Here is a 25,295-nt window from a genome sequence, read left to right as displayed (position 1 = left end):
GATGTGCCTCAGACGACGGCCTTGTACCCCTGCCAGCCCGTCGCGATCTTCGTACGGCCGCCGAACGACCCCTTGCCGTTACCGCTGTTGCGGTACAGGTTGCCGCTGGTGTCGCGCGAGACGAGGTCCGTCCTGCCGTCGCCCGTGATGTCGCCGACTCCGACGACCGCGTTGTAGGAAGCGCCCCAGTTCGAGAACACCTTCACACGCGCCTTGAACGTGCCGCGGCCGGTGCCGTCGTACCGGTACAGGTTGTTCGACTTCTCCTGGGCGAGCAGATCGCCGATGCCGTCGCCGTTCAGGTCACCGGCCCCGACGAGTTTCTTGTACGTCTTCCAGTTGTCGTACAGCTTCACTCGCGCCGACAGCTTGTCCGCGCTGGTCCCCTTGTACAGGTAGACCGTGCCGGTCGAGGCGTTGCGGGCGATCAGGTCCGGGCGGCCGTCACCGCTCAGGTCACCCGGCGAGGTCAGCGCGTCGTACTGGTTCCAACCGGAGCCGGCGAGGGTGGTGTACGGCGTCGAGGGCGTCGGCGCCGTACCGCAGGCCGGGCGATAGGCACGGAGGGCGCCGCTGCTCGGCCGGACCAGGACGTCGTTGCAGCGGTCGCCACTGAGGTCGCCGAACGGCACGAACCTCGCGGTGCTCGGCCAGCCGGCGCCGGAGACCTTGCTGCCCAGCGTGCCCGTGCCGGTGCCGCGATGGACGGTGAGGGCGCCGGAGGAGTTGAGGGTGAGCACGTCGCCGACGCCGTCCCTGCCCGCGTGGTCGCGCGGTGCCGCCGCTCCGGCCGTCACCTTGACGGTGCCGGAGAGGGTGAGGGCGGCGCCCTGGCCGTCGGCGGGCTGGGCGGTGAGCGTCCAGGTGTACGTGCCGTTGGTGACGAGGCGGCCCGCGGAGTCCTTGCCGTCCCAGGCGGCCGTGAGGAGACCCCGGGCGGCCGAGCCGGTCAGGGTGCGCACGGTGGTGCCGGACGCCTTGTTCCTGACGGTCACCTGCCAGGCGGCGGCCGGCTTGGACAGCCACCAAGTGCCGGACCAGCTCGCGGACTTGGGGGTGACCGTGGAGTCGATCGCCGTCAGCGCGGACGCCGGGACGCCGGTCGGCACGAGGTGGACGCGCTGCTCGCGGTCGGCGTAGGCGACGCCGCCGCCGAAGCGGTCGACGGTCCAGTTCAGGCCAACCCTGAGGTTGTCCTGGCCGATGTCGGTCCAGGCGGCGAGCTTGCGGCTCGGCAGATCCGTGTGATCGCCGCTGGACGGCAGTCCGTTGTGCAGGTCGATGAGGTTCAGCCCGCTGACCGACTGGATGCCGCCGACGCGCTCGACGAGATAGCCGTCACCGAGGAGGACCCTGCTCGCCGGCGCGGTGGCGGTGCGCTTGGCCGTACGGTCGTAGACGCCCGAGCCCTGGACATCGCCCCAGGCGTCCACACAGACCCAGTACACCCAGCGGCCCACGGCCTGGACGCTGGACGGAGTGCAGCCGTTGCGGGTGGTGAAGGACTCCACGGCGGTGCCGGACGGGAGCCGGGTGGCCGTGACCTTGCCTCCGGTGGCCGCGGCGCTCCACAGGGTGTTGCCCCAGACGGCCGCGGCGACCCGGTCGCGCTTCTGCAGGACCTTGCCCGCAGCACCGTCGGCGAACTCGCCGATGTACTGGTAGCCGGACGCGGCGCCGTCGACGACCGCGTACCGCCCGGAGAGGTCCTTGAGGTAAGGGCTGTCGTCGCCCGTGTCGAGGGTCGGGCCCCAGGTGGTCGTGCCGTTGGTGCGCAGCATGGTCAGGTCGGACTCGGTGGCGTCCTGGCGGCCGTGGTGGCCGGTGCCGTCGGCGAACATCCGGATGCAGCCGGTGTCGCTGCCGGTGCAGTCGCCGTCCCAACCGCTGACCAGGCCGTCCACAGAGGCCTTGGCGACGCCCGGGGTGCCGCTCGTGGTGAGCCAGGAACTGCGGTAGGCGCCGAGGATCGTGTTCGGCTCGTACAGCGTGCTGTTGTCGGCCGTGGTGAGGATGCCGCTGCCGAGCGCGAGTCCGCGGACCGTCGCGGGCATCGGCTGCACGGAGGTCAGCCGGCTGCGGGTGACCGAGCCGTCGGCGGCGCGGGCGACTCGGTACACGCCCCAGTCGAGGTCGCCCTGCTCGACGTACTGCTCTGCGCCCGCCACGAGGACGGAGCCGTCCGGCGCCTGCACGATCCCGTGGGCAGCCGGGTCCATGACCTTGGCCAGGTCGGTGTCCGTGCCGTCGGACGTGAGGGCGAACAGCGGCTGGCCCCGGTACTTGTTGTCGCCCGGCGACACCGGTTCGACGCCGAGCAGCCTGTCGCCGACGATCCCGTACGAGGCCTGGTAGGTCAGGGAGCCCGTCTCGAAGGTACGGGGCGCGGCGGACAGGTCGTCGCGGTCGTACAGGTCCGCCTTGCCGCGCCCGGTCCGCAGCCGCAGCACGGAGTCGGCGCCGAGGCGGAAGCCGGTCGTGTCATAGCCGTCCGCTGTGCCGTCGCGGTCGGGCAGCGCGCTGAAGGCGCCGGTGGCGAGGTCGACGATGCCCCAGCGGCCCCAGCCCTCGTCGCTCGCGCCGGTGCTGTACTTGACGATGACGGAACGCGCGTCGCCGTCCTCGACCTGGATGCCGCCCGCGCCGTCCGGCAGCCCGGTCACGGACGTCCCGGTGACCTCGCCCCCGTCCTGGACGCGCCACAGCCGGTACGCGCCTGTTCCGTTGTGGCTGGTGAGGACCGCGTCGCCGAAGGTGCCCTGGTAGGTGTGGTACTCGGGCACCGGCACGACCGCCGTGCCGCCGCCCTTGAGGAGGGTGACCTGCGCGGCCTCTTCGGAGTACAGGGCCACGGTGTCGGAACCGGCCCCGTAGTACCCGGTCTTGAAGGACGCGGCCGACACGAAGTAGCCGCTGTCGATGTCGTACTGCACCGGGACGTCCAGCCGCTGCTCCAACGCGGTCGTGGCGCCGGTGGCGTAGTCCGTCCACAGCAGCCGGTCGTCGCCCTCCTGAACCCAGAGAAAGCCGCTGGTCCCCGCGGTGAGGATCTGCGTCGCCCTGGGGACGGCACGCGGGGCGGCGGGCAGTACCGACTCCCCTGCCACGGCGGCCGACTGCGGAGCGGCTGCCGCCGCGGACGGTAGGGCGACAAGCGGGAGGCTGAGCGTCAGCGCCGTCGCCAGGACGGCCGCGGTACGTGCCGCCCGGGTGCCGAGTCGTGCCACCGTTCCTCCTGAAAGGGCAAGAAGAAGCATGGCGGGACATACGGCAACGCCCTGGCATTCCCCCGGCCCCCCGGCCGCTCCCCCCACGCACGTGGGGGGAGCGTAACAGCATGGTCATGACCAGACACGCCCACAACCACCCGAGACGGAGCGGCGGCGGGCAAGATGGCCTCATGACAAAGCAGTCCGTACGGTCGGTTCGTCGTGACGCCTCTGGTTCGGTGCTGTCGCTGTGGTCGCAGGACTCCGTGTTGTCGATCGGCTCAGTGGGTTCGGTGCTGTCCGTGGGATCCGTGGGTTCGGCCCTGTCGGTCGGCTCGATCGGAAGTGCCCTCTCGGTCGGCTCGATCGGTTCCTCCCTGTCGCTGATCTCCACCGGGGCGTGGCTGAGTACCGGATCGTTGTTCTCCGCGCAGTCGCGGTGGTCGGTGCTGTCCTGGCGTTCCTCTCGCGGTTTCCTGGCCGTGGGAGCGGTAGGGGCAGCGACCGGGGGCGCCCTGCTGTTGGCCCAGACGCTGCGCAGGGCCAGGTAGGTCGTCGTCGCGGGCCGGACGACGGTGATGCATGGGTGGGCCTGCGCCGCCTCTGCTAGCCGGCGCGTGCCGCGGTCCAGGTGATGTGCGGGGGCTCGACGCGTGCGCACAGGGGGCCGCCCTGCGCGTCGGTCAGGCCGAGGCGTCCGAGCAGCAGGCCGTCGCGTGCGGCGGCGGCGAGTACGTCGGCGGGAATGACGTCGAGCATGAGCTTGGCGCGGCGGAACATCGAGAAGGTGCCCGACTCGTCGACCGTGCCCCACGACAGGTAGATGAACCGTCGGCCCAGACGGTCCTGCACGTAGGGGCCTTTGACCTCGGTGCCGGTCGGCGAGGCGCTCGCGGTGCACTCCAGTGTCCATGTCGCGGCCGGTGCGTCACCGGGCTGTGGATCGAGGAGTTCGGCCGGACGGTCGCGGCGTTGCACGGCGACGTGGATGTTGCCGTACGCGGGGACTCCGCCGTCGGCGGAGGCGGGCCGGGTGAGGCCGGGCAGGTCGACGGCGTCGATGCGGATGTGCATGGCGGCCATCATCCTGGACCGGGCCGCTTGCGGTGAGAGCCGGTGTCAGCGGATGGGACGCCGCCCGGTACGCCGGAACCCTCGCACCGCGATGAAGGCCACATCGGCCACGAAGAGCACGATGCCGATGGCCAGCAGATAGCCCAGGCCGTCCGCTGCCGCGCCGATGATGCCCAGTACGACGGCCACGAGGACGAGCAGCAGGAAGAGCACCATCACCCGGACGCCTCCTTTGCCGCGTGTGGGTGGTCAGCGGCGCGCGAGCTGGCGTTCGCCGTTGGCACCCGGTTGGTACGTCATGTCGTAGTGCCGGAAGATCGCTTCCTCCTGTTCGGCGGGCAGTACGTCGTCCGTACCGATCGAAGGGGCCTGGCGTACCTGCCCCTTGGCGTACGGGACCTTGACGTAGCCCGGCCCGAGGACCGCCTCGTCGAGGGGGACGAAGACCAGCCGCTGGCGGCTGAGCAGACCGGTCCGGACCGTGGCCATGGCGGGCTGGTCCGTGGCGGTGTCCACATAGATCGCTTCGAGCATGCCGATCTTGCGCTGCTTCAGGTCGACCACGTCATGGTTGCGCCACTCGCGGATGTCGGCTGAACGGATCATGCTGCTCCCTGGCACGTGAGGGTGCACCGGCCCACTTGTCATCGTAGGACTGAAGCACTTTTCCGGCACCGGGGACGCTTCGGGCTCAGCGCACCGGGAAGCCGAAGGAGTAGCCCTGCTCCTTGAGCCGGGGGAGGATCCGGCGCAGGGCCTCGACGGTCTGGGAGCGGTCGCCGCCCGCGTCGTGGAAGAGGACCGTCGGCCCGCCCGGCAGCTCGCGCTCGACGGTGGCGACGATGGCGTCCGTGCCCGGCTGCTCGAAGTCCTCGGTGTCCACGTTCCAGCCCAGCGGGCGCATGCCGTGGGAGGCGGCGAGCGTGCGGCTGTAGGGGGTGAAGGCTCCGCCGGGCGCTCGGTAGTACATCGGCCGTACGCCACCGGACGCCTCGGTGATCATGCGTTCGGCGTCGAGGATCTGCTGCTTCTGGTAGGTCTCGGACTGCTTGTCCATGGTGGTGTCGTGCGACACCGAGTGGTCGCACAGCCGGTGCCCGGCCGCGACCACCTTCTTCACGAGGTCCGGGTGGGCCTGCGCCTGCATCCCCACCATGCAGAACGTGGCCTTCACCCCGTACTCCCGCAGCACGTCCAGCACTTGGGGGGTCCATACGGGGTCGGGGCCGTCGTCGATGGTGATGTTGACGCCGCGCGCCCCCGCGTCCGAGGCGTGCGCGATGGTCACCGCGACCGGCTCGACCTCGCTGCCCGGCGTGGCCGACGCGGTCGCCTTCGGCGACGAGCCGCCCGCGGCACCTGCCTGCGCGGTCCACATCGACGCACCGGCGGCGAGCAGCGTCACCCCGAACGCCGCGCCGAGCACCTTGCCGTACCATCCCCGCCCGCCGCCGTGCCGTGCCATGTCCGCCCCGCTTCCACGCAGTTCCTCGCCGATTTCCTTGGTCATCCCGCGACCAACTGTCAGGACGAGGGGCGGCGGTCACGGGATGCGTCCGTTACCGATCAAGGACAATCCCGGGGGAGTTCGCGGACAACTCGGCGAGCGGCACTCGCTGCGGCGCCCAGTCGCGGATCGCCGGCGTCCGGGCCGATGCCGGCTGCCGGCCGGTACACCGCCGAGTGCGCCCCCTCCCCGAGGGTGCCGCCACCGCCCACCGGGCCGGCCCCCTTGACCGCGGTGGCCCCGGCCACTAATTTGCGGTAAACGTCGACCCATAATCACCGAAAGGAGGCGACCAGCGGATGAACACCAGCTCTGATCTTGGTCGCCTCGCCCAGCGCACGGTCTGGGTTCCGGGTCGGATCGCGCACGGCAGCTGAGTACGCCGTTCTGATGTGCCCGTCCGTGGCACATTCCGGGTTTCCCGTCACCACCTTCCGGCACGTCGCTGATGCGTGCCATTTTGCGCCCGCTCCCCTTATGTGGCGCGCCTGAACACAGAAAGCTGCCTGAAATTGGCGAACATGATGAATCGATCGATCACGCACCGAAACGAAGGCCTGTCATGACAGAGGCGCGGATCACGGTCAACGGGAAAGAAACACCGATCTCACCGGCTGCGCCCCACACCACAGTGCTGGATTTTCTGCGCGAGCGCGGCCTCACCGGCACCAAGGAGGGCTGCGCCGAGGGTGAATGCGGCGCCTGTTCGGTCCTGGTGGCCCGTCCCGGGGTGAACAAGCCCACCGACTGGGTGGCGGTCAACGCCTGTCTGGTCCCGGCCGCGGCGCTCGACGGTCAGGAGATCATCACCTCCGAAGGTCTCGCCACCGTCGGCGAACCCGGCACGCCGCCCGCCCTGCACCCGGTGCAGGAGGAGATGGCGGTCCGCGGCGGCTCCCAGTGCGGTTACTGCACACCGGGATTCGTTTGCAGCATGGCCGCGGAGTACTACCGGCCGGGCCGCTGCGCGCACGCGGACTCGGCCGACGGCGCGGATTCGACCAAAAGCGCCGACTCGACCGAAAGCGCCGACGCCGAGCACGGTCCAAACGGTTTCGACCTGCACGCGCTGAGCGGAAACCTGTGCCGCTGCACCGGTTATCGCCCGATTCGCGATGCCGCGTTCGCCGTGGGGGAACCCAGCGACGAGGACCCGCTGGCGCAGCGCCGTGAGCAGTCCCCGCCCGCACCGGTTGCCACCGAATACGCCCGGGACGACAGCACGTTCCTGCGGAAGAGCACCCTGGCCGAAACGCTTCAGGTGCTGCGCGAGCGGCCCGACGCGGTGGTGGTCGCCGGCTCCACCGACTGGGGCGTGGAGGTGAACATCCGTTTCCGCCGGGCGGATTGCGTGATCGCCGTCGACCGCCTTCCCGAATTGCGGGAAATTCGGGTCGAATCCGGTTCCATCGAGATCGGGGCGGCGCTGACGCTCACCGAGATCGAACGCCGCCTCGACGGCAGCGTCCCGCTGCTGGCAGAGCTGTTCCCGCAGTTCGCATCCCGGCTCATCCGCAACGGTGCGACCCTCGGCGGCAACCTGGGTACCGGATCGCCCATCGGTGACAGCCCGCCGGTGCTGCTCGCCCTTGAGGCATCGCTGGTGCTCGCCGACGCCGACGGCGAGCGCGAGGTCCCACTGGCGGACTACTTCACCGGTTACCGGCAGAGCGTGCGCCGTCCCGGCGAGCTGATCCGCGCGGTGCGCATCCCGCTGCCGCTGTCGCCGGTCGCGGCCTTCCACAAGATCGCCAAGCGGCGCTTCGACGACATCTCCAGCGTGGCGGTCGCCTTCGCGCTCGACATCGAGGACGGGATCGTCCGCAAGGCACGGATCGGCCTGGGCGGCGTGGCCGCCACCCCGATCCGCGCCCTCGCCACCGAGGCGGCCCTGGAGGGCAGGGCGTGGGCGGCGGAGACCGTCGAGGCAGCGGCCCGGTTGCTGCGGGCCGAGGGCACGCCGATGAACGATCACCGCGCCAGCGCCGAGTACCGCTCCGCGATGCTCGGCCAGAGCCTGCTGAAGCTGCACGCGCAAACCACCGAGGCGGTGTCGTCATGAGCCATTTGTCAGAGCGCCCCGAGAAGTCAGCCGTCGGCGTCTCGATGCCGCACGAGAGCGCTGTCCTGCACGTCACCGGTACCGCGCTCTACACCGACGACCTGATCCACCGCACCAAGGACGTGCTGCACGCCTACCCGGTGCAGGTCATGAAGGCCCACGGCCGGATCACCAAGCTGAACACCGGGCCCGCGCTGGACGTGCCCGGCGTGGTCCGTGTGCTGACCGGTGCCGACGTGCCCGGCGTCAACGATGCCGGCATGAAGCACGACGAGCCGCTCTTCCCCGACGAGGTCATGTTCCACGGCCACGCGGTGGCCTGGGTGCTCGGTGAGAACCTCGAGGCGGCCCGGCTCGGTGCCGCGGCCGTCGAGGTGGAGCTCGACGAGCAGCCCGCGCTGATCACGCTGGAGGACGCCATGGCGGCCGAGAGCTACCACGGTGCCAGGCCGCTGATGGAGACCGGCGACATCGACGCCGGCTTCGCCGACTCCGCGCACGTGTTCACCGGCGAGTTCCAGTTCGCCGGCCAGGAGCACTTCTACCTGGAGACCCACGCGGCACTCGCCCAGGTCGACGAGAACGGGCAGATCTTCATCCAGAGCAGCACCCAGCACCCGTCGGAGACCCAGGAGATCGTCTCCCATGTGCTCGGTGTGCCCGCTCACGAGGTGACCGTGCAGTGCCTGCGGATGGGCGGCGGCTTCGGCGGCAAGGAGATGCAGCCGCACGGGTTCGCGGCCGTCGCCGCGCTCGGCGCCAGGCTGACCGGCCGCCCGGTCCGCTTCCGGCTCAACCGGACGCAGGACCTGACCATGTCCGGCAAGCGGCACGGCTTCCACGCCTCGTGGAAGATCGGCTTCGACGCCGACGGCCGTATCCAGGCCCTCGACGCCACGCTGACCGCGGACGGCGGCTGGAGCCTGGACCTGTCCGAGCCGGTGCTGGCCCGCGCGCTGTGCCACATCGACAACACGTACTGGATCCCCAACGCGCGTGTCGCCGGTCGCATCGCCAAGACCAACACGGTCTCCAACACCGCCTTTCGCGGCTTCGGCGGACCGCAGGGCATGCTGGTGATCGAGGACATCCTGGGCCGCGTCGCGCCGCGGCTCGGCCTCGACCCCATGGAGCTGCGCGAGCGCAACTTCTACCAGCCGGACCAGGGCCAGACGACGCCGTACGGTCAACCGGTCACCCAGGCCGACCGGATCTCCACCGTCTGGCACCAGGTCCAGGAGAACGCCGGCATCACCGACCGGGGGCGCGAGATCGCCGCGTTCAACGCCGCGCACCCGCACACCAAGCGGGCGCTCGCGATCACCGGCATCAAGTTCGGTATCTCGTTCAACCTCACCGCCTTCAACCAGGGCGGTGCGCTGGTGCTGATCTACAAGGACGGCTCCGTCCTGATCAACCACGGCGGCACCGAGATGGGCCAGGGCCTGCACACCAAGATGATCCAGGTGGCCGCGACCACCCTGGGCATCCCGCTGCGCAAGGTCCGCCTCGCCCCGACGCGTACCGACAAGGTGCCCAACACCTCCGCCACCGCCGCCAGCGCCGGCGCGGACCTCAACGGTGGGGCCGTCAAGAACGCCTGCGAGCAGCTGCGCGAGCGGCTGCTACAGGTGGCCGCCTCCCAGCTGGGTACGAACGCATCCGACGTACGCATCGTCGAGGGCGTCGCGCGCGCCCTGGGCAGCGACAAGGAGCTGGCCTGGGACGACCTGGTGCACACCGCGTACTTCCAGCGGGTGCAGCTGTCGGCGGCCGGGTTCTACCGGACCGAGGGGCTGCACTGGGACGCGAAGTCTTTCCGCGGCACGCCGTTCAAGTACTTCGCCTACGGCGCCGCCGCGACCGAGGTGGAGGTCGACGGCTTCACCGGTGCGTACCGCATCCGGCGGGTGGACATCGTGCACGACGTCGGCGAAAGCCTCTCCCCGTTGATCGACATCGGTCAGGTCGAGGGCGGCTTCGTGCAGGGCGCGGGCTGGCTGACGCTGGAGGACCTGCGCTGGGACACCGGCGACGGGCCGAACCGCGGACGGCTACAGACCCAGGCGGCGAGCACGTACAAGCTGCCGAGCTTCTCCGAGATGCCGGAGGAGTTCAACGTCACGCTGCTGGAGAACGCCACGGAGGAGGGCGCGGTCTACGGCTCCAAGGCCGTGGGTGAGCCTCCGCTGATGCTGGCGTTCTCGGTGCGCGAGGCGCTGCGGCAGGCCGCCGCCGCGTTCGGGCCGAGCGGCATCAGCGTCGATCTGGCCTCGCCCGCGACGCCGGAAGCGGTGTACTGGGCGATCCAGGAGGCCCGTAAGAACGCTGCCGGCCAGGTCAGGACCGACGCCGAAGCGCTGAGCGGTGTCTGACATGACATGGATCGCCGCGGTCGCACGGTTGCGGGCACGCCGGGAGACCGGCGTCCTGGTGACCGTCGCGACCGTGCGCGGCCATGCCCCGCGTGACGCCGGTGCGAAGCTCGTCGTGGGGCAGACCGAGACATGGGGCTCGATCGGCGGCGGCAACGTCGAGGCCGTCGCGATCGACCGGGCCCGGGAGATGATCGCCGCGTCCAGGCCGGAGCCGGAGCTGATGGAGTTCGCCCTGAACGACAAGGTGACCAACCAGCATGGCGTGCAGTGCTGCGGCGGCACGGTCTCGGTGCTGCTCGAACCACTGCCGGTGGTGAGGGCGGTGGCGATCTTCGGTGTCGGGCACGTCGGTCTCGAACTGGCGCGCATCCTGGCACGTCAGGACCTCGACCTCCATCTGATCGACACCCGCTCCGACGTCCTCACCAAGGAGCGGCTCGACGTGTTGGCAGACGCGGTGGCGCAGGTGCACGTGCATCACACGCCGCTGCTGCCCGAGGAGGTGCTGGAGGAGCTGCCGCGCGGCACCCACATCCTGATCATGACCCATGATCACGCCGAGGACGCCGCTCTGTGCGACGCCGCCTTGCGCACCACCCATCTCGGCTCCATCGGGCTGATCGGGTCGGCGGCGAAGTGGGTGCGGTTCCGCAAACGCCTCGCCACCGAGGGCGGCCACGACGACGCCACCATCGACCGGATCAAGACCCCGATCGGGCTGGCCGACATCACCGGCAAGGAGCCCGCGACCATTGCCGTGAGCGTCGCCGCCGATGTGCTGCGCACCTTTGAAACCGGGGAGAACTGACTTCATACGAATCTCCAAGAGTGGTCGGCCGACCAGTCGACTCCTTCATGGTTTCGGTGACTGACCCTCGACGGGGCCCGGCGGGTGTACTTGCGAACGACGCCGATACGGAGAGTCCCCACCGTGTGCAGAAGAAGGAGTGACCGTGACCGCGTACACCCAAGAAACGAGCATCCAGGAGATCGAGCGCGCCTGGATGGGCGAGGCCATCGGCCTTGCCACCAACAGCGTGAAGAACGGCGGTGGCCCGTTCGGCTCGCTGATCGCCAAGGATGGCGGGATCGTCGCGATCGGGAACAACAAGGTCACTTCGAACCTGGACCCGACGGCGCATGGCGAGGTGAGCGCGATCCGTGCCGCCTGTCAGAAGCTGGGCACCTTCTCGCTCGAGGGCTGCGTCCTGGTCACCTCGTGTGAGCCGTGCCCGATGTGTCTTTCCTCCGCGCTGTGGGCGCGAGTCGACCGGATCATCTTCGCTGCTGATCGAGATGACGCCGCGGTGGCCGGTTTCGACGACCGCAGGTTCTACGACCTGTTCGAAAAGAAGCCCGCGGAGCTGTGGCCGATGGCGATCGAGCGGGTGGACATGCCGAACCGTACGGCGCCGTTCGACGCGTGGCTGGCGAAGACCGACCGCGTCGACTACTGAGAGCCCGTTCGAACGAGGCCTCTGGGCCGCCGTGTTGAGACGTCAGACGCCTCAACACGGCGACCCGGGGGCCTCGTCGGCTTTCTGCCCTTGTGTCATTGGCCAAGCCCATCTGAGCTGCGGTTCCGTAGAAACACACAAACTGCGGGTCCCGGGCCGATCAAGGTTTCATGCTTTCAACGTCTGCCCGGAACAGGCCAGTTGGCGATGGACTCCTAGGACAAGCCGAACCAACGAACGGGGAAAGCCTTGTCCGAGAAGCTGCCTGGCCGTCAGATCGAAATCTCCTGGCCCGACCTCGGCATCACGGTCACCGCCGACCTTGACGACCGCAACCCGGCACTCGCCGACGCCCTGTGGGAGTCCCTGCCCTACCAGAGCCTCCAGGGACACGCCCTCATCGCGGGAGAACACCTCTACCACGTGGCGCCGATACCCACCCTGCTGCACACCCCCCACGCCACCCGTATCCCCGACCGGCGCGAGGCCCCCGACGGCACCGTGTTCTGCTCCGGCTTGCAGCACCTGGGCATCAAGTACGGCACCCTGACCGAGCCGATGCCGGCCAACCCCGTCGGTCGGATCCGTGCGGCGGACATGCCCGCCCTGCTGGAAGCCGGGGCCGCGATCTGGGACGCCGTCTACTCCACAAAGAAGCAGATCCTCGCCGAAGTCCGCCGCGCAGGCGAGCCGGGCGGTCATCGCATCCCGATGCTCCAGGCCACCGACACGGCCGCAAGCCGGCTGATCGCCGACATCGTCGCCGAGACCGAGAAGATCTGGCTCGCACCCCCGGCCGAGCTGGACGACCTCCACCAAGGCATCATCCCCTCCCGGGCAGGCAACTTCGGCACCGTCCTTCCCACCCTGCTGTTCGTCAACGGCGAGACCCGGCCCCTGGGTTACGCCGCCTACGGCGGACTCGTCCGCGCCGCAGTCCAGGACATGCCCACGGACTCCCTCGTCCACATGGCCCGCCTCCTGGTCGGTGTCCCCGCCGAGTTCCTGGGCTACTGCGGTCTGGAGAAGCTGTGGGCGTTCACCCAGCGCTTCCTCGACGTCCTCGACGACCTCGACCGTGACGACTTCTACGCCGTCACCAGCCAGATGGCCCTCTACATCAACTGCCTCGGCGGCTGGAACCTCCAGCTGTACCCGTGGGAGACCGGAGACCATCTGCGCCAGCAGGGCGCCGAGGTGGGCGCGTAGCCATGAGCGCCCTGCCTGCCCACGCTGACGCCGTCGTCATCGGCGGGGGAGTGATCGGAACCTCCGCCGCCCACCACCTCGCCGAAGCGGGCGTGGACACCGTGCTCCTTGAACGCGGAGGCCTCGGCGGCGGGGCCTCCGCGCACACGGCGGGCATGGTCCGCACCTACTTCCCCGGCAACCCCGACACCGGGAAAAGGGCCGTGCGCAGTCTGAACGCCTATCACGACTTCGCCCGCCACACCGGGACCCCTCTCGCTCTGAAGCGGCTCGGGTTCATGGCGCTGTTCACCGGTGAACAGCAGATCGCCGACTTCGAGGCCGACCAGCGGGCCCAGCAGGCCGCCGGCGCCCAAGTCGACCTGATCAGCGCCCGCGAAGCGGCCGAGCTCAACCCGCTGATCAACGAGCGCGCCGTCCTGGCCGCCGCCTGGTCTCCGGAGGCGTACCACGTGGACGGCCTCGACATCGTCCGCGGCTATGCCGCCGCCGCCCGCAATCACGGCGCCCGCCTGTTCACCCACACACCCGTCACACGCATCGACGAGGACAACACCGTCCACACCCCGCAGGGCAGCATCAAGGCGGACAGCATCGTGTGTACGGCCGGGCCCTGGTCCGGCGAGGTGGCATCCATGGCGTCGGTCGACCTGCCGCTGACACCCCGCGCGATGGAGATGCTGTTCACCGGCGTCCCGCCCTCCCCGCACCGCGAGATGCCGATGACGATGCACGCCGCATCCGGCCTGCGGATCCGCTCGTGGAAGGACCGCATTCTCCTCGCCATGGGCGTACCCGGGGCCGGCGAATCACGCGAAGCCTGGCTCGGCCGCATCGCCGGCCATCTCGGCCTCCTGTTCCCCGCCTTGGACGGCATCGGCCTGCATCGCGCGTGGAGCGGCGATTTCGACGCCGGCCCCGACAACACCGCCGTCATCGGCGAACACCCCACCCGCCGCTTCCTGTACGCGGCCGGATTCACCGGCGCGGGCCTGTGCCAGGCACCCGCCGCCGGGGAAGAGCTCCGCGACCTGCTGATCGTCAAGTAGCCCCAGAACAGGGAAGAGTGCTGTGATCGTTCTTGGATGTAATGGTTTCAGCCGGGTGTCGGAGTTCTTCTCCGAACGTCTCGGTGCGACCGGCATCAACAAGCATTACCTCTTGGGCCACGACGCCGCCGCCGCACTCCTGGTGGACGGCCGCCTGGTCGCCGCGGTGGAGGAAGAGCGCCTCAACCGGGAGAAGAAGACCACCGACTTCCCCGGGAACGCGATCGACTGGTGCCTGAAGGAAGCCGGGCTCACGTTCGACGACGTCGACCTGTTCGCCTTCCCCTGGAACTGGTCTCCCCAGGTTCTCAACGAGATCCTGGACGGCATCCGCACCTCGCCGATGCCGCAGGACGCGAAGACCCGACTCATGTGCGACATGGCCGACCTGTTCGACCAGGTCGTCAGCCACGAAGCGATCCTCGCGGACTTCGAAGCCCGCACCGGACACCGCCCCGACCCGGCCAAGGTCCGCTTCGTTCCTCACCACCTGGCCCACGCCACGACCGGCTACTACCTCGCCGGCATGACGGACGCCGCGTTCCTCGTCAGCGACGGCCGCGCCGAACGCTTCTCGACGTTGACGGGCGAGATCCGCGACGGCCGGATCACCGTCTTCGACGACACCGTCACCGGCGCCCAGTACTCCATCGGCACCCTGTTCTCCGCCATCACCCGTTTCCTCGGCTTCGTCCCCAACAACGACGAGTACAAGGTGATGGGGCTGGCCGGCTACACCACTCCCCCGACCCCGAACCCGTTCGTCGAGCACCTTCTGACGCTGCACGACGACGGCCGCTACACCTTCACCAAGCCCCTTCGGACCGACGACCTGCACAGTCACGACGCCCTGTTCGAGGAGTACTTCGGACCCTTCGAAGACACCCTCGAATACAGGGCCCGCGTCGCCGCCGCCGCGCAGGAGATGCTGAACGTCGCCACCGCCCACCAGGTCCGACACCTGGAGAAGAGGACGGATCTCGACCGGCTGTTGTTCGAAGGCGGCGTCGCCCTGAACTGCCTGAACAACACCCCGATGTTCGAAGGCTCCCGCTTCGAGGACATGCAGGTCAGCTTCGGCGCCTCCGACACCGGCATCACCATCGGAGCCGCGGCCCACGCCTGGCTCGACCACCCCGGCACCGACCCCGCGGACATCCTCGCCGCCTCCGCACCCGTCACCCCCTATCTGGGCCCGGCCTACGACCAGGCCGAGATCGAGAAGGCCCTGGAGGACTTCACCGGCCGGGTCGTCGTCTCACGCCTGGACGACGACGAGGTGATCGACCAGGTGGCGAAACTGCTGACGAAGAAGGTCGTCATCGGCTGGTTCGAAGGCCGTATCGAGCACGGGCCACGCGCGCTGGGGCATCGCAGCATCCTCGCCAACCCCGGCTTCACCGAGATCAAGGACATCATCAACACCCGGGTCAAGCACCGCGAACCCTTCCGCCCGTTCGCTCCCCTCGTCCTCGAAGAGCAGGCGCCGAAGATCTTCGACATGGGGCGTAAGACCAGTTCCCCGTATATGACGTTCGTCTTCCCCGTCCGCGACGAATACAAGGACCGCATCCCCGGCGCCGTACACGTGGACGGCACCTCCCGTATCCAGACCCTGACGGACGAGGGAACCCCACGGCTTACGGCGCTGCTGCGGAAGTTCATCGAACTCACCGGCACCCCCTGCCTGATCAACACCTCGTTCAACGTGGCCGGCGAACCCATCGTCTGCACCCCCACCGACGCCCTGAACTGCTTCATGGGCACCGAGATCGACTATCTGGTCCTCGGAAACCACCTCATCGCCAAGAGCGACGGCTGACCAGAAGAAGGAGCACCCGTGCCGATCCAGCGCAAGCACACCATGTACCACTCCACGATCCTCGAGGCCGACCCCGACACCGTGTGGGCGACCGTCCGTGACGCCATGCAGATCCTGGACATGGTCTCCCCTGGCGACCTGGACATCCACCGGGACGTCAGCTGGGTGGAGGGAGGCTCGGTCGAGACGGTCCCGGCCCGCTACGACTTCAAGCTCACGCTGAGCGGCCGCGTCGTCCAGCAGGAGATCGCCGCCCGGGACGAGATCAACAGGACCCAGTCCTACCGGGCCGTCGCCCCCACCAGCGGAGTCGCCGGCTACGAGGCCACCATCCGCGTGTTCCCCATCACCAACGACCCGGCCCGCAGCTTCTTCGACTGGTCGAGGACCCTGGAGATCGCCGAGGACGCCGACCTGAAGATCGTCGAGGGCATCATTGACGTAATGGAAAAGCAGACCGACGCCGTACGGGACCACTTCGCGCAGACCGCGAAGTGAGCGTGACGACGCTCGTACTGCTGCGGCACGGCGAAACCCTGCTCACCCCTGAGCGGCGGCTCTCCGGCAGCGGAGGATCCAACCCGGGGCTCTCACCGGTTGGACGACACCAAGCCCGGGCGGCAGCAGACGCCCTCGCCCACCGCGGCGACATCGAGGCGGTCGTCACGTCACCGATGCGGCGCTGCCAGGAGACCGCTCATTCCGTGGCCGTGCGCCTCGGCCTGAGCGTCCAGGCCGACCGGGACCTGCGGGAAGCGGACTTCGGCGCCTGGGAGGGTCTGACCTTCAGCGAGGTCCGCGAACGCTACCCGGACGACCTGAGCGCATGGTTCGCCTCGCCCGGGAGTCCCCCCTCGGGCGCAAGCGAGACCATGCAACAGGTCACCCGCCGGGTCGCCGCCGTACGAGACGGCCTCATGGCCCGGTACGCCGGCGCCACGGTCCTGGTCGTCTCCCACGTCGGCCCCCTCAGAACCCTGCTCCGCCTCGCCCTCCAGGCCCCACCCCACAGCTTGTTCCGCATGGAAGTCGCAGCGGCCTCCCTGTCGACGGTGACGTACGACGAAGACGGCACCGCCACGGTGCAGGCCCTCAACGACACCCACCACTTGAACTGAACTGCATGGCAACTCCGCGTCCTCATATGGGAGTTGTGTGACGGCGACTCCCTGTACGATCCCGTTCCGCACCCTCGATCAGCGATTCGAACTCCGCGCTCCAGAAGGAACTCATGCGTACATTGACGTCAATCGCCGCCGGCGCCGTGATGGCAATCACCGGGCTGACGGTGATGGCCGGCGCCCCCGCCCAGGCCGCGGAAGATCTGGAATACGTGGCCCTTGGGGACTCGTACGCGTCCGGGGTCGGCGCGGGCCATTACGACACCGCCAGCGGTGCCTGCAAGCGCAGCACGCTCAACTACCCGGCCCTGTCGCAGGCCGTGCACCCGGAGTACACGCTGAAGGACGTCTCGTGCAGCGGTGCGACCATCGCGGACGTGCGCGCCAATCAGCTGTCCACCGTGACCAGCGGCACCGACCTCGTCAGCCTCACGGTGGGCGGCAACGACGCCCAGTTCTCCACGGTGGTCAAGAACTGCCTTGAGGAATCGGACAGTTACTGCAAGACGTCCACGATGTGGATGTCGTACTACGCCAGGAACCAGCTGGTGACCGAGCTCGCCGGGCTGTACAAGGACATCAGGGCCCGGGCGCCGCAGGCCGAGATCATCGTCCTCGGCTACCCGCAGGCGCTCTCCCCGACGGGGACCTGCCCGGTGATCGACCTCAGCGCCGCCAAGCGCACCTACATGAACGGTTTCGCCGACGCTCTGGCCGAGGGCGCCAAGGCCGCGGCGGCGCAGGAGCCGGTCACGTTCGTCGACGTGCGCGACACGTTCAAGGGCCACGGGGCGTGCGGCTCCGACTCGTGGATCAACGACCTGAACAACGCGTCCGAGGTCTTCCACCCGAACCTGACGGGCTACGTGGCGGGCTACTCGGACCAGCTCAACAAGGCACTGACATTCAGTCGGTGAACGAGGCTGCGGCGTACCGCCCCGGCATGTCCGCCTGGTGTGGCCCCAGTTCGGCCGGGCCGTCACGGCCTCGCGCCGGCCGCGGGAACGGCGTATTTCGCGGCGGAGACGCCCGTCACCACTGGTCGATGGCCGGCGCGTCGGGTTTGTGCTGCCGCCACATCCCGGTGAGGCGGGCGAGCCGTTCCGCGGCGGCGAAGCCGTGCAGCGCCGCCACCTTGCCGTCGCTGATCTCGAACGCCGTGGCGCCCACGATCCGGTCATCGAGCACGGCGAGGACGGCGGGCCAGCCGTTGACCTGCCCGATGTGGATCGTGGGTGAGCCGCCGACCAGGCGCCGCTTCGCGGGAGTGGGTTTGAAGGCGGTCCGCATCACGGCGGCGACGCGCTCGGGGGTCTCGTAGCGCCACAGCGTCCTGGCGAGGCCCGCGCCGTCGGAGATCGCGGTCGCGTCGTCGGTGAGGAGCGCCACCAGACGTTCGGTACGACCCGAGGACGCGGCGGCGAGGAACTCCTCGAGGACCTTGCGCGCGGACGCCGGGTCGACCTCACCGCCGCCGCGGCGCGCGTCCGCGACCCGGCGCCGGGCCCGGTGGACGTGCTGCTGGCTCGCGGACTCCGAGATGTCGAGGATCTGGGCGATCTCGGAGTGGGGGTAGGAGAACGCCTCGCGCAGGACGTAGACGGCCCGTTCGACGGGTGCGAGCTGCTCCATCAGGGTCAGGACGGCGAGCGACACCGATTCGCGCTGCTCGAAGGTGTCGGCCGGTCCGAGCATCGGGTCGCCGTCGAGCAGCGGCTCGGGCATCCAGGCGCCGGCCGCGCGTTCGCGGCGTACCGGTGCCGAGCGGAGCCGGTCCAGGCACAGGTTGGTGACGACTTTGGTCAGCCACGCCTGAGGCACCTCGATCCGCTCCCGGTCGGCGGCGTGCCAGCGTAGGTACGCGTCCTGCACGATGTCCTCGGCGTCGGCCGCCGAGCCGAGCAGACGGTACGCGAGCGAGGCCAGCCGGGCCCGGCCGGCCTCGAAGCGATCAGCGACGTTGCTCTCCATGCAGGCGACCCTATGCGGCAGCGTTCTCGGGCGCGGTGGCAATGGCCGTGGTGCCGGCGGCCGTCGCGGTGGCGATCAGACGGCGCCCCCGCTTCGGCATGCCGAAGGTCGGGTGCGAGATCGCCCACAGGCTGCCCCAGAGGATGCCCGCCTTCAACCGCGCGGCCTTCCGGCCGCCCAGGAACCAGGACTTCGCCCGTGCGTCGCCATCGACCATCTGAAAGATCGCGTCGTACCGCCCGAGGCTGATGTGGTTGCCGACGTAGGTCTTCTTGACGATCGGAACCCGGCGTCCGGCCAGCCGTGCCACGATCGCGTCCGTCGCCTGCATGTTGGTATGTCCTGCCGAGGCGCAGGACATCGGCAGCGGCCGGCCGTTCTCGCCGATCGCGTACACGCTGTCGCCCGCGGCGTAGACGTCCGGGTGCGAGACCGAGCGCATGGTGTCGTCGACGACGATCCGGCCGCCCTCGGTGACCTCGAAGCCGGCGGCGGCCGCGATGGGGTCGACGGCGAACCCGGCCGTCCACACGGTCGCGTCGGCCGGGAAGGAGGTACCGTCCGCACCGGTCGCGTACGTCGCCCCGACGGCTTCGATGCCGGTGTGCTCGTGGACGGTGATGCCCAGCCGGTCGAAGGCCTCCCGCAGGTGGAGCCGGGCCCCTGGGGAGAGCCGGGCCCCCAGCTCACCTCGGGCGGCGAGCGTCACGGAAAGACCGGGACGCGACTCGGCGAACTCGGCGGCGGTCTCGATGCCGGTCAGGCCCTCGCCGACGACCAGTACGGTGCCGGCTCCGCCCAGACCGTCCAGGTGGGCGCGCAGCCGCAGCGCCGACGGCCGTCCCGCGACGTCGAAGGCGTGCTCGGCCACACCGGGGACGTCGTGGTCGGCGACTCGGCTGCCGAGCGTGTACAGCAGCGTGTCGTACCCGAGCTCGCCGTCACCGTCCTCGCCGGTCACGGCGACGGTCCTGCGCTCCGGGTCCACGGCGGTGACGCGCGCCACGCGCAGCCGTACCCCGGTGCCCTCGAACACGTCGGCGAGCCGCCGGGTCGCGAGTTCCCGGCCTGCCGCGAGCTGGTGCATGCGCATCCGCTCGACGAAGACCGGCTCGGCGTTGACGACGGTGATCTCGGTGTCGGCGGGCGAGAGGCGGCGGGCCAGGTTCCCGGCGGCGAAGGCCCCGGCGTAACCGGCGCCGAGGACGAGAATGCGGTGCTTCATGGTGAGGCTCCCGTCTGAATCTGAATCGCTTGCCCCTTGAGCGGGACAGCACAGCGATTCCTGACAGGAGCCGGATGTGAGGTGGGTCACCCCGAGGGTGGCGTTGATGCATCAATCTGGCTTGATGTAACTTCGACGTATGGGAACCCGACCCTCGGACGCGGCCGTCGCGCCGCCGGAATTCGTCCGGCTGGCCGCGCATCCGCTGCGCTGGCGGCTGCTGACGGAACTCGCCGACGGCGACTATCGGGTGCGTGAACTGGTGGAGCGTGTCGGGGAGCCGCAGAACCTGGTCTCGTACCACCTGCGGCTGCTGCGCGACGGCGGCCTGGTCACGGCCAGGCGCAGCAGCTTCGACGGCCGGGACAGCTACTACCACCTCGACCTGGAGCACTGCGCCGAGGGGCTGGCCGCCAGCGGTGCCGCCCTGCACCCGGCGCTGAGCCAGGCCCCCGCACCGACCCGTCGCCCGGTCGCCCGGGAGCGATCCCGCCGTGCTGCGGTGCTCTTCGTGTGCACCGGCAACAGCGCCCGCTCGCCGATCGCTGAGGCCCTGCTGCGTCACCACACCGCCGGCCGCGTCACGACGGCCAGTGCGGGCACCAGCCCCAAGCCGCAGGTGCACCCGCATGCCGTCCGGGTGCTGCGCGAGTCGTTCGGCATCGACCTCTCCGGTCGGCATACCCAGCACGTGGACGACCTGGTCGGCCGCCGCTTCGACCACGTGATCACCTTGTGCGACAAGGCTCGCGAGGTCTGCCCGGAGTTCGGCCCGCGGCGGGTCCACTGGAGCATGGCCGACCCGGGGGCGGCCGGGGACACCGGGCAGGCCGGTTACGCGGCCTTTCAGCACGCGGCGGCAGACATAGACACCCGTATCAGGTACTTGATGCCGGTCCTGAACACCCCCGAGACCGTTGCGAGGTCCGAGCCATGACCACTTACGACGAAGACGAATACGTCAGCGTCCGCTACCTCGTCGATGACGTGCAGGCCGCCACCGACTTCTACACCACCCACCTCGGGTTCACGCTGCGCTTCAGCGCCGCCCCTGCCTTCGCCGACGTGGTCCGTGGCCGGCTGCGGCTGCTGCTGTCGGGCCCGGCGAGTTCGGGCGCCCGGGCCACCCCGAAGGCGGCTGCCGTCGTGGGCGGCAACCGTATCCACCTCACCTTCGACGACCTCGATGCCGAGATCGCTCGGCTGCGCAGCGCCGGTCTCTCCTTCCTCGGTGAGGTCGTCTCCGGTCCCGGAGGACGTCAGATCCTGCTGGCCGACCCGGCGGGCAACCTCATCGAACTGTTCCAGCCCGCCGGCCGTGACCAGGCGCGACGCTGACCGCTCCCTCACCCGCAGCCGCGCAGCGTGCCGTGGCGCGTCGCCGGGCTCATTCATGTCGTCCGATATCGGTGTCGCAGAGGCGTGCTGGGCGCGTCGGCAAGGAGTCAGTGCATGACCGGCGAGGCGACGGCGGATGCCGCGGACGGCAAGCAGGGGCCGGGGGCGCCGCGGGTGGGACTGGCCGTGATCGCCCGGGAGTGGGGCCGGATCGGCTGTATCGGCTTCGGCGGGCCACCGACCCACATTGCACTGCTACGGCAGTTGTGCGTGCAGCGCCGGGGATGGATATCGGCCTCGGAGTTCGAGGACGGGATCGCGGCGACGAATCTCCTGCCGGGACCGGCCTCCACCCAGCTGGCGATCCTCACCGCGTGGCGGCTGCGCGGCACGCCCGGCGCGCTGGTCGGCGGTGTGTGTTTCATCGTGCCGGGGCTGGTGTTGATCCTGGCGCTGGCCGCACTGTTCCTGGCCGGGGATCCGCCGCTGTGGGTGCTCGGGGCGGCCGGCGGAGCAGGGGCCGCGGTGGCGGCGGTTGCGGTGCAGGCCGCGGGAGCTCTGGTGCCGGCCAGCTGGAAGCGGGCCGGCGATGGACACGCTGCGCAGGCAAGGTGGGTCGGCTACGCGTTGGCAGGCGGGTCGGCGGCTGCGCTGGCGGGCCCGTGGATGGTTCTGGTGCTGGTGGCCGCCGGCCTGGTGGAGATGGGGGTGCGCACCGGCCCCGCGGTGCCGCGCCCCAGGGGCAGGGCGGCGTGGCCGGTGCCGCTCGCCCTCGCGGCCCCGGCGGCAGGCGGGCTGGGGGCGCTGGCGTGGGTGGCGTTCAAGGTCGGGGCGCTGTCGTACGGCGGCGGCTTCGTGATCATCCCGCTGATGCAGGCGGACGCGGTGGACCGGTACCACTGGATGAGCGACGGTCAGTTCCTCAACGCGGTCGCGCTCGGCCAGATCACCCCCGGGCCGGTGGTGCAGACGGTGGCCGTGGTCGGCTATGCCGCCGCCGGGCTCGGCGGCGGGCTGCTGGCCGCCGCAATGGCCTTCGCACCGTCGTTCCTGATGGTGATCTTCGGCGGGTCCCGGTTCGACCGGCTGCGCAGCAGTACGGCGGTGCAGGGCTTCTTCACCGGTGCCGGGCCCGCGGTGATCGGTGCGATCGCCGGGTCGGCGATCCCTCTCGCCCTCGTGCTGGAGCACAGCTGGCAGTACGGCGTGCTGGCCGCAGCTGCCGTCTGGCTGCTGGCGCTGAAGCGGGGCGTGGTGAGCGCCCTGCTGGGAGCCGGGACGCTCGGGATGGTGGCCGCGCTGGCCGGCTGGCCGGTCACCTGACCCGTCCCGTCACCGCGAAGTCGGCGACCGCTGCCCGGACGTCAGTGGTTGCGTGGGGCGACCAGGCCGGATTCGTATGCGAGGACCACGAGTTGGGCCCGGTCGCGGGTGTGGAGTTTGGTCATCGCCCGGTTGATGTGGGTCTTGGCGGTCATCGGGCTGATCACCATGCGGTCGGCGACCTGGTCGTTGGACAGGCCCTGTGCGACCAGGGCGACCGCTTCGCGTTCCCGGCCGGTGAGTTCCTCCAGTGCGGTGCCGGTGGTGGGCAGGGGCTGGGTGACGTATCGGTGGATCAGCTTGCGGGTGATGGACGGGGCGAGCAGGGCGTCGCCGCGGGCGGCGACCCGTACGGCATGCAGGAGGTCCTCCGGCACGATGTCCTTGACCAGGAACCCGGCGGCGCCGGCGCGCAGCGCTTCGAAGACGTACTCGTCCATGCCGTAGTTGGTCAGCATGACGACGTGCACGCCGGCCAGGGCCGGGTCCGCGGCGATGCGCCGGGTCGCCTCGATGCCGTCCATGACCGGCATCTGGATGTCGATGAGCGCGACGTCGGGCAGATGCCGCTCGATGAGTGCCAAGCCCTCCGTGCCGTCGGCGACTTCGGCAACCACCTCGATGTCGTCCTCGAGGTCGAGCAGTGCGCGGAAGCCGCTGCGGATGAGGGGCTGGTCGTCGACCAGCAGGACACGGATCATGATCCTCGTTCCACGGGGAGTTCGGCCTGGACGGTGAAGCCGTGCCCGGTGCGCGGCTGCGCACGCAGTCGACCGCCGAGGGCGGTGATGCGTTCGCGCATGCCGATCAGCCCGAGACCGGGGGCCGGGGCGCCGTCCGGGGTGGCCTTGCCGTCGTCGTCGACCTGGACGGCGAGGGCGTCGGGCCGGTATTCGATCCGGACCGTCGCAGTGGTGGCACCGGCGTGCCGGGCGGTATTGGTCAGCGCCTCCTGGACGATGCGGTAGGCGGTACGGCCCACCGCGGCCGGCACGTCGTGCCGTTGCCCTTCGATCGTCAGCGTCGCGTCCAGGCCCATCGCACGGGCGCGCTCCACCAGTTCCGGCACGTGCTCGAGGCCCTGCGGCGGGGCCGTGTCGTCGTCACGCAGGGCCTCCAGGGTCGCGCGCAGCTCCCGGGTCGCCTCACGTCCGGCCGCCTGGATCGCCAGCAGGGTCTCCGGCACCTGTTCGCCGCGCCTGCGAGCCACGTGGACGGCGACCTCGGACTGCACCTTGATGATCGAAATCTGGTGGGTGAGCGAATCGTGCAGCTCCCGCGCGATGTGCAGCCGCTCCTCGTCGGCGCGGCGCCGCGCGGTCTCCTCCCGGGTGCGCTCGGCTTCGTCCGCCCTCCGCTCGGCCTGCCGCAGCGCCTCACCGGCGGCAAAGGCGGCGATCAGCCAGGCGATTTCGAGTACGTTCCGGGCCTGCGTGAACGCCTCGCGCGCGGGCCCGTCGCGGAAGACCAGCGCCGTGAGAGGGAGGACGACGAGCAGGGCTACGGATGCCGCCACCGTCAGCGCACGATGCCCGGCGCGCACGGCGCCGTACACCGCAACCAGGTACGACACAGCGAGCACCTCAAAACCCGCAGCCTCATAGCCCACCGCGCACAGGCCGGTGACGGCCAGCACGGCAATCGGAGCCCTGCGACGCGCGACCAGCGCCAGACTCCCCGCTGCCAGCAGCACGGAGCCGAACAGCTCGCGCGCGCCGGCAGGGTGCTGCCCGGACAACCCGGTGCCCAACAGCAGTGCCGCCACGCCGACCGCAATCGCCCAGTCCATGGCACCCGCGGGGACACGAAAACGCCCTGTGCCCATGCGCGCACCCTAGCCGGACGCCGCTGCGAGCGAGTCCCGCCGACGGACGAGCGGCCGGCTACCGCACGTGCGGTACCCGCGCGCCGCCTGCCGCATCCGCAGCAGTCGACTGCCATGCCGACGGCAGTCCGAAGAGACTGCGTCTGCCGGACGACCGGCAGCACGGTCGGCAGGCACGCTCAAGGCACAGCGAAACCTCGTAGTTCGCCGTCCAAGAAGGAGGAGAGTGGCATGAGCGCAGCAGCTGCCCTGATGGTCGCCGCCGAGGGCGGAGTCATCGGCGACGGGCGGACCGGAGCCAACCTTGCCCTCGGCGTGGGACTGATCGGCGTGGCCCTCGCCGCTCTGGCCCTGGCCCGCGTCGCCGGCCGGATCAGCACCGGCAACGCACGCCTCGGCGCCCTGTCGGCCATGGCGGTGGGGCTGGCCGGCACGGCCCTCGCGGCGCTGCATCTGGCCACCTCCAGCGGTGGCCCCGGCACCGGCAACGGGACCGTGGGAGCCATCGGAGCCATCCCACTGGGGCTGATCGCCATGGCCCTCGGCCGGCGGGCTCTCACCCACTCCCGACGCACTGAGCGGACCGCCGAACGCATCGAACACGATCGGGGGTTCGGGGCCGCCTGATACGTACTGTCCTGGTGATCGTCTCCGGCGTCGGCGAGGGTGGCCGCCGGCGTGTGCCGGCCCGGCTCGGCCAGGATCCGTTCTTCCAGCCACAGGCC

24 protein-coding genes are annotated in these 25,295 nt (G+C 70.1%); 15 read left to right on the top strand and 9 right to left on the bottom strand.

Annotated elements, in window-relative coordinates:
• Positions 1-8: 8 nt before the first annotated feature.
• Complete coding sequence (locus KCH87_RS50385) at positions 9-3,227, bottom strand: FG-GAP-like repeat-containing protein (protein WP_210585200.1); 3,219 nt, start codon at positions 3,225-3,227, stop codon at positions 9-11.
• Between the two features lie 173 nt (positions 3,228-3,400).
• Here KCH87_RS50385 and KCH87_RS07970 point away from each other — a divergent pair, with 173 nt between their 5' ends.
• Positions 3,401-3,760 (top strand): hypothetical protein, encoded by a 360-nt coding sequence (locus KCH87_RS07970; RefSeq protein ID WP_210585199.1) that lies wholly within the window; start codon positions 3,401-3,403, stop codon positions 3,758-3,760.
• A 55-nt stretch (positions 3,761-3,815) separates the two neighbouring features.
• On the opposite strand, the gene KCH87_RS07965 is transcribed toward KCH87_RS07970, so the two are convergent.
• The 4 genes from KCH87_RS07965 to KCH87_RS07950 all read right to left on the bottom strand — a co-directional run bounded on the left by KCH87_RS07965 (position 3,816) and on the right by KCH87_RS07950 (position 5,748).
• On the bottom strand, positions 3,816-4,283 hold the full coding sequence (locus KCH87_RS07965) for a DUF5990 family protein (protein WP_247195878.1): 468 nt from the start codon (positions 4,281-4,283) through the stop codon (positions 3,816-3,818).
• A gap of 45 nt (positions 4,284-4,328) precedes the next feature.
• A complete protein-coding gene (locus KCH87_RS07960; protein ID WP_210585489.1) occupies positions 4,329-4,502 on the bottom strand; it encodes a hypothetical protein in 174 nt (57 codons plus the stop codon).
• A 30-nt stretch (positions 4,503-4,532) separates the two neighbouring features.
• Positions 4,533-4,889: a PRC-barrel domain-containing protein gene (locus KCH87_RS07955; protein WP_210585197.1), complete on the bottom strand. Its 357-nt coding sequence runs from the start codon at positions 4,887-4,889 to the stop codon at positions 4,533-4,535.
• An 85-nt stretch (positions 4,890-4,974) separates the two neighbouring features.
• Positions 4,975-5,748, bottom strand: a complete 774-nt coding sequence (locus KCH87_RS07950) for a polysaccharide deacetylase family protein (protein WP_210585471.1) — start codon at positions 5,746-5,748, stop codon at positions 4,975-4,977.
• A gap of 604 nt (positions 5,749-6,352) precedes the next feature.
• Between KCH87_RS07950 and KCH87_RS07945 the strand changes: the two genes are divergently transcribed.
• From KCH87_RS07945 to KCH87_RS07900, 10 genes are all read left to right on the top strand, one after another.
• Complete coding sequence (locus KCH87_RS07945) at positions 6,353-7,852, top strand: xanthine dehydrogenase small subunit (protein WP_210585470.1); 1,500 nt, start codon at positions 6,353-6,355, stop codon at positions 7,850-7,852.
• Entirely contained in the window at positions 7,849-10,227 is a 2,379-nt protein-coding gene (gene xdhB, locus KCH87_RS07940) for a xanthine dehydrogenase molybdopterin binding subunit (protein ID WP_210585196.1), read from the top strand. The genes KCH87_RS07945 and xdhB overlap by 4 nt, the downstream gene beginning before the upstream one ends.
• Before the next feature lies 1 nt (position 10,228).
• Positions 10,229-11,038, top strand: coding sequence for a xanthine dehydrogenase accessory protein XdhC (xdhC, locus tag KCH87_RS07935; protein WP_210585195.1), 810 nt, complete (start codon positions 10,229-10,231; stop codon positions 11,036-11,038).
• Between the two features lie 145 nt (positions 11,039-11,183).
• Positions 11,184-11,687 (top strand): nucleoside deaminase, encoded by a 504-nt coding sequence (locus KCH87_RS07930; protein WP_210585194.1) that lies wholly within the window; start codon positions 11,184-11,186, stop codon positions 11,685-11,687.
• Positions 11,688-11,936: 249 nt separating this feature from the next.
• On the top strand, positions 11,937-12,896 hold the full coding sequence (locus tag KCH87_RS07925; RefSeq protein WP_210585193.1) for a hypothetical protein: 960 nt from the start codon (positions 11,937-11,939) through the stop codon (positions 12,894-12,896).
• A gap of 2 nt (positions 12,897-12,898) precedes the next feature.
• The gene (locus tag KCH87_RS07920) at positions 12,899-13,945 is read left to right on the top strand and encodes an FAD-binding oxidoreductase (protein ID WP_210585192.1); all 1,047 of its coding nucleotides are present in this window, start codon (positions 12,899-12,901) and stop codon (positions 13,943-13,945) included.
• A gap of 22 nt (positions 13,946-13,967) precedes the next feature.
• On the top strand, positions 13,968-15,767 hold the full coding sequence (locus KCH87_RS07915; RefSeq protein WP_210585191.1) for a carbamoyltransferase C-terminal domain-containing protein: 1,800 nt from the start codon (positions 13,968-13,970) through the stop codon (positions 15,765-15,767).
• Positions 15,768-15,785: 18 nt separating this feature from the next.
• On the top strand, positions 15,786-16,265 hold the full coding sequence (locus KCH87_RS07910; RefSeq protein ID WP_210585190.1) for an SRPBCC family protein: 480 nt from the start codon (positions 15,786-15,788) through the stop codon (positions 16,263-16,265).
• Positions 16,266-16,267: 2 nt separating this feature from the next.
• Entirely contained in the window at positions 16,268-16,885 is a 618-nt protein-coding gene (locus KCH87_RS07905; RefSeq protein WP_308298775.1) for a histidine phosphatase family protein, read from the top strand.
• 113 nt (positions 16,886-16,998) lie between these two features.
• On the top strand, positions 16,999-17,805 hold the full coding sequence (locus tag KCH87_RS07900) for an SGNH/GDSL hydrolase family protein (protein WP_210585188.1): 807 nt from the start codon (positions 16,999-17,001) through the stop codon (positions 17,803-17,805).
• 115 nt (positions 17,806-17,920) lie between these two features.
• On the opposite strand, the gene KCH87_RS07895 is transcribed toward KCH87_RS07900, so the two are convergent.
• Together KCH87_RS07895 and KCH87_RS07890 are read right to left on the bottom strand one after the other, a co-directional pair.
• Entirely contained in the window at positions 17,921-18,859 is a 939-nt protein-coding gene (locus KCH87_RS07895; protein ID WP_210585187.1) for a sigma-70 family RNA polymerase sigma factor, read from the bottom strand.
• Between the two features lie 10 nt (positions 18,860-18,869).
• Positions 18,870-20,084 carry an NAD(P)/FAD-dependent oxidoreductase gene (locus KCH87_RS07890; RefSeq protein ID WP_210585186.1) on the bottom strand — a complete coding sequence of 405 codons (1,215 nt, stop codon included), beginning with the start codon at positions 20,082-20,084 and terminating at the stop codon, positions 18,870-18,872.
• Between the two features lie 139 nt (positions 20,085-20,223).
• Here KCH87_RS07890 and KCH87_RS07885 point away from each other — a divergent pair, with 139 nt between their 5' ends.
• The 3 genes from KCH87_RS07885 (at position 20,224) to chrA (ending at position 22,745) form a co-directional block, all read left to right on the top strand.
• Entirely contained in the window at positions 20,224-21,021 is a 798-nt protein-coding gene (locus KCH87_RS07885; RefSeq protein WP_210585185.1) for a metalloregulator ArsR/SmtB family transcription factor, read from the top strand.
• Positions 21,018-21,422, top strand: a complete 405-nt coding sequence (locus KCH87_RS07880) for a VOC family protein (protein WP_210585184.1) — start codon at positions 21,018-21,020, stop codon at positions 21,420-21,422. The genes KCH87_RS07885 and KCH87_RS07880 overlap by 4 nt, the downstream gene beginning before the upstream one ends.
• A gap of 114 nt (positions 21,423-21,536) precedes the next feature.
• A complete protein-coding gene (gene chrA, locus KCH87_RS07875; protein ID WP_247195877.1) occupies positions 21,537-22,745 on the top strand; it encodes a chromate efflux transporter in 1,209 nt (402 codons plus the stop codon).
• A 41-nt stretch (positions 22,746-22,786) separates the two neighbouring features.
• Here the strand turns inward: chrA and KCH87_RS07870 are convergent, their stop codons facing one another.
• Together KCH87_RS07870 and KCH87_RS07865 are read right to left on the bottom strand one after the other, a co-directional pair.
• Positions 22,787-23,446, bottom strand: coding sequence for a response regulator transcription factor (locus KCH87_RS07870; protein ID WP_210585182.1), 660 nt, complete (start codon positions 23,444-23,446; stop codon positions 22,787-22,789).
• Positions 23,443-24,570 (bottom strand): sensor histidine kinase, encoded by a 1,128-nt coding sequence (locus tag KCH87_RS07865; protein WP_210585181.1) that lies wholly within the window; start codon positions 24,568-24,570, stop codon positions 23,443-23,445. The genes KCH87_RS07870 and KCH87_RS07865 overlap by 4 nt, the downstream gene beginning before the upstream one ends.
• A gap of 231 nt (positions 24,571-24,801) precedes the next feature.
• Between KCH87_RS07865 and KCH87_RS07860 the strand changes: the two genes are divergently transcribed.
• Entirely contained in the window at positions 24,802-25,197 is a 396-nt protein-coding gene (locus KCH87_RS07860) for a DUF6223 family protein (RefSeq protein ID WP_210585180.1), read from the top strand.
• Positions 25,198-25,295 lie beyond the last annotated feature (98 nt).

It is taken from the genome of Streptomyces sp. GESEQ-35 (genome assembly GCF_017948485.1).
Taxonomy (GTDB): domain Bacteria; phylum Actinomycetota; class Actinomycetes; order Streptomycetales; family Streptomycetaceae; genus Streptomyces.
This window is presented reverse-complemented; position numbering and strand designations above follow the sequence as displayed.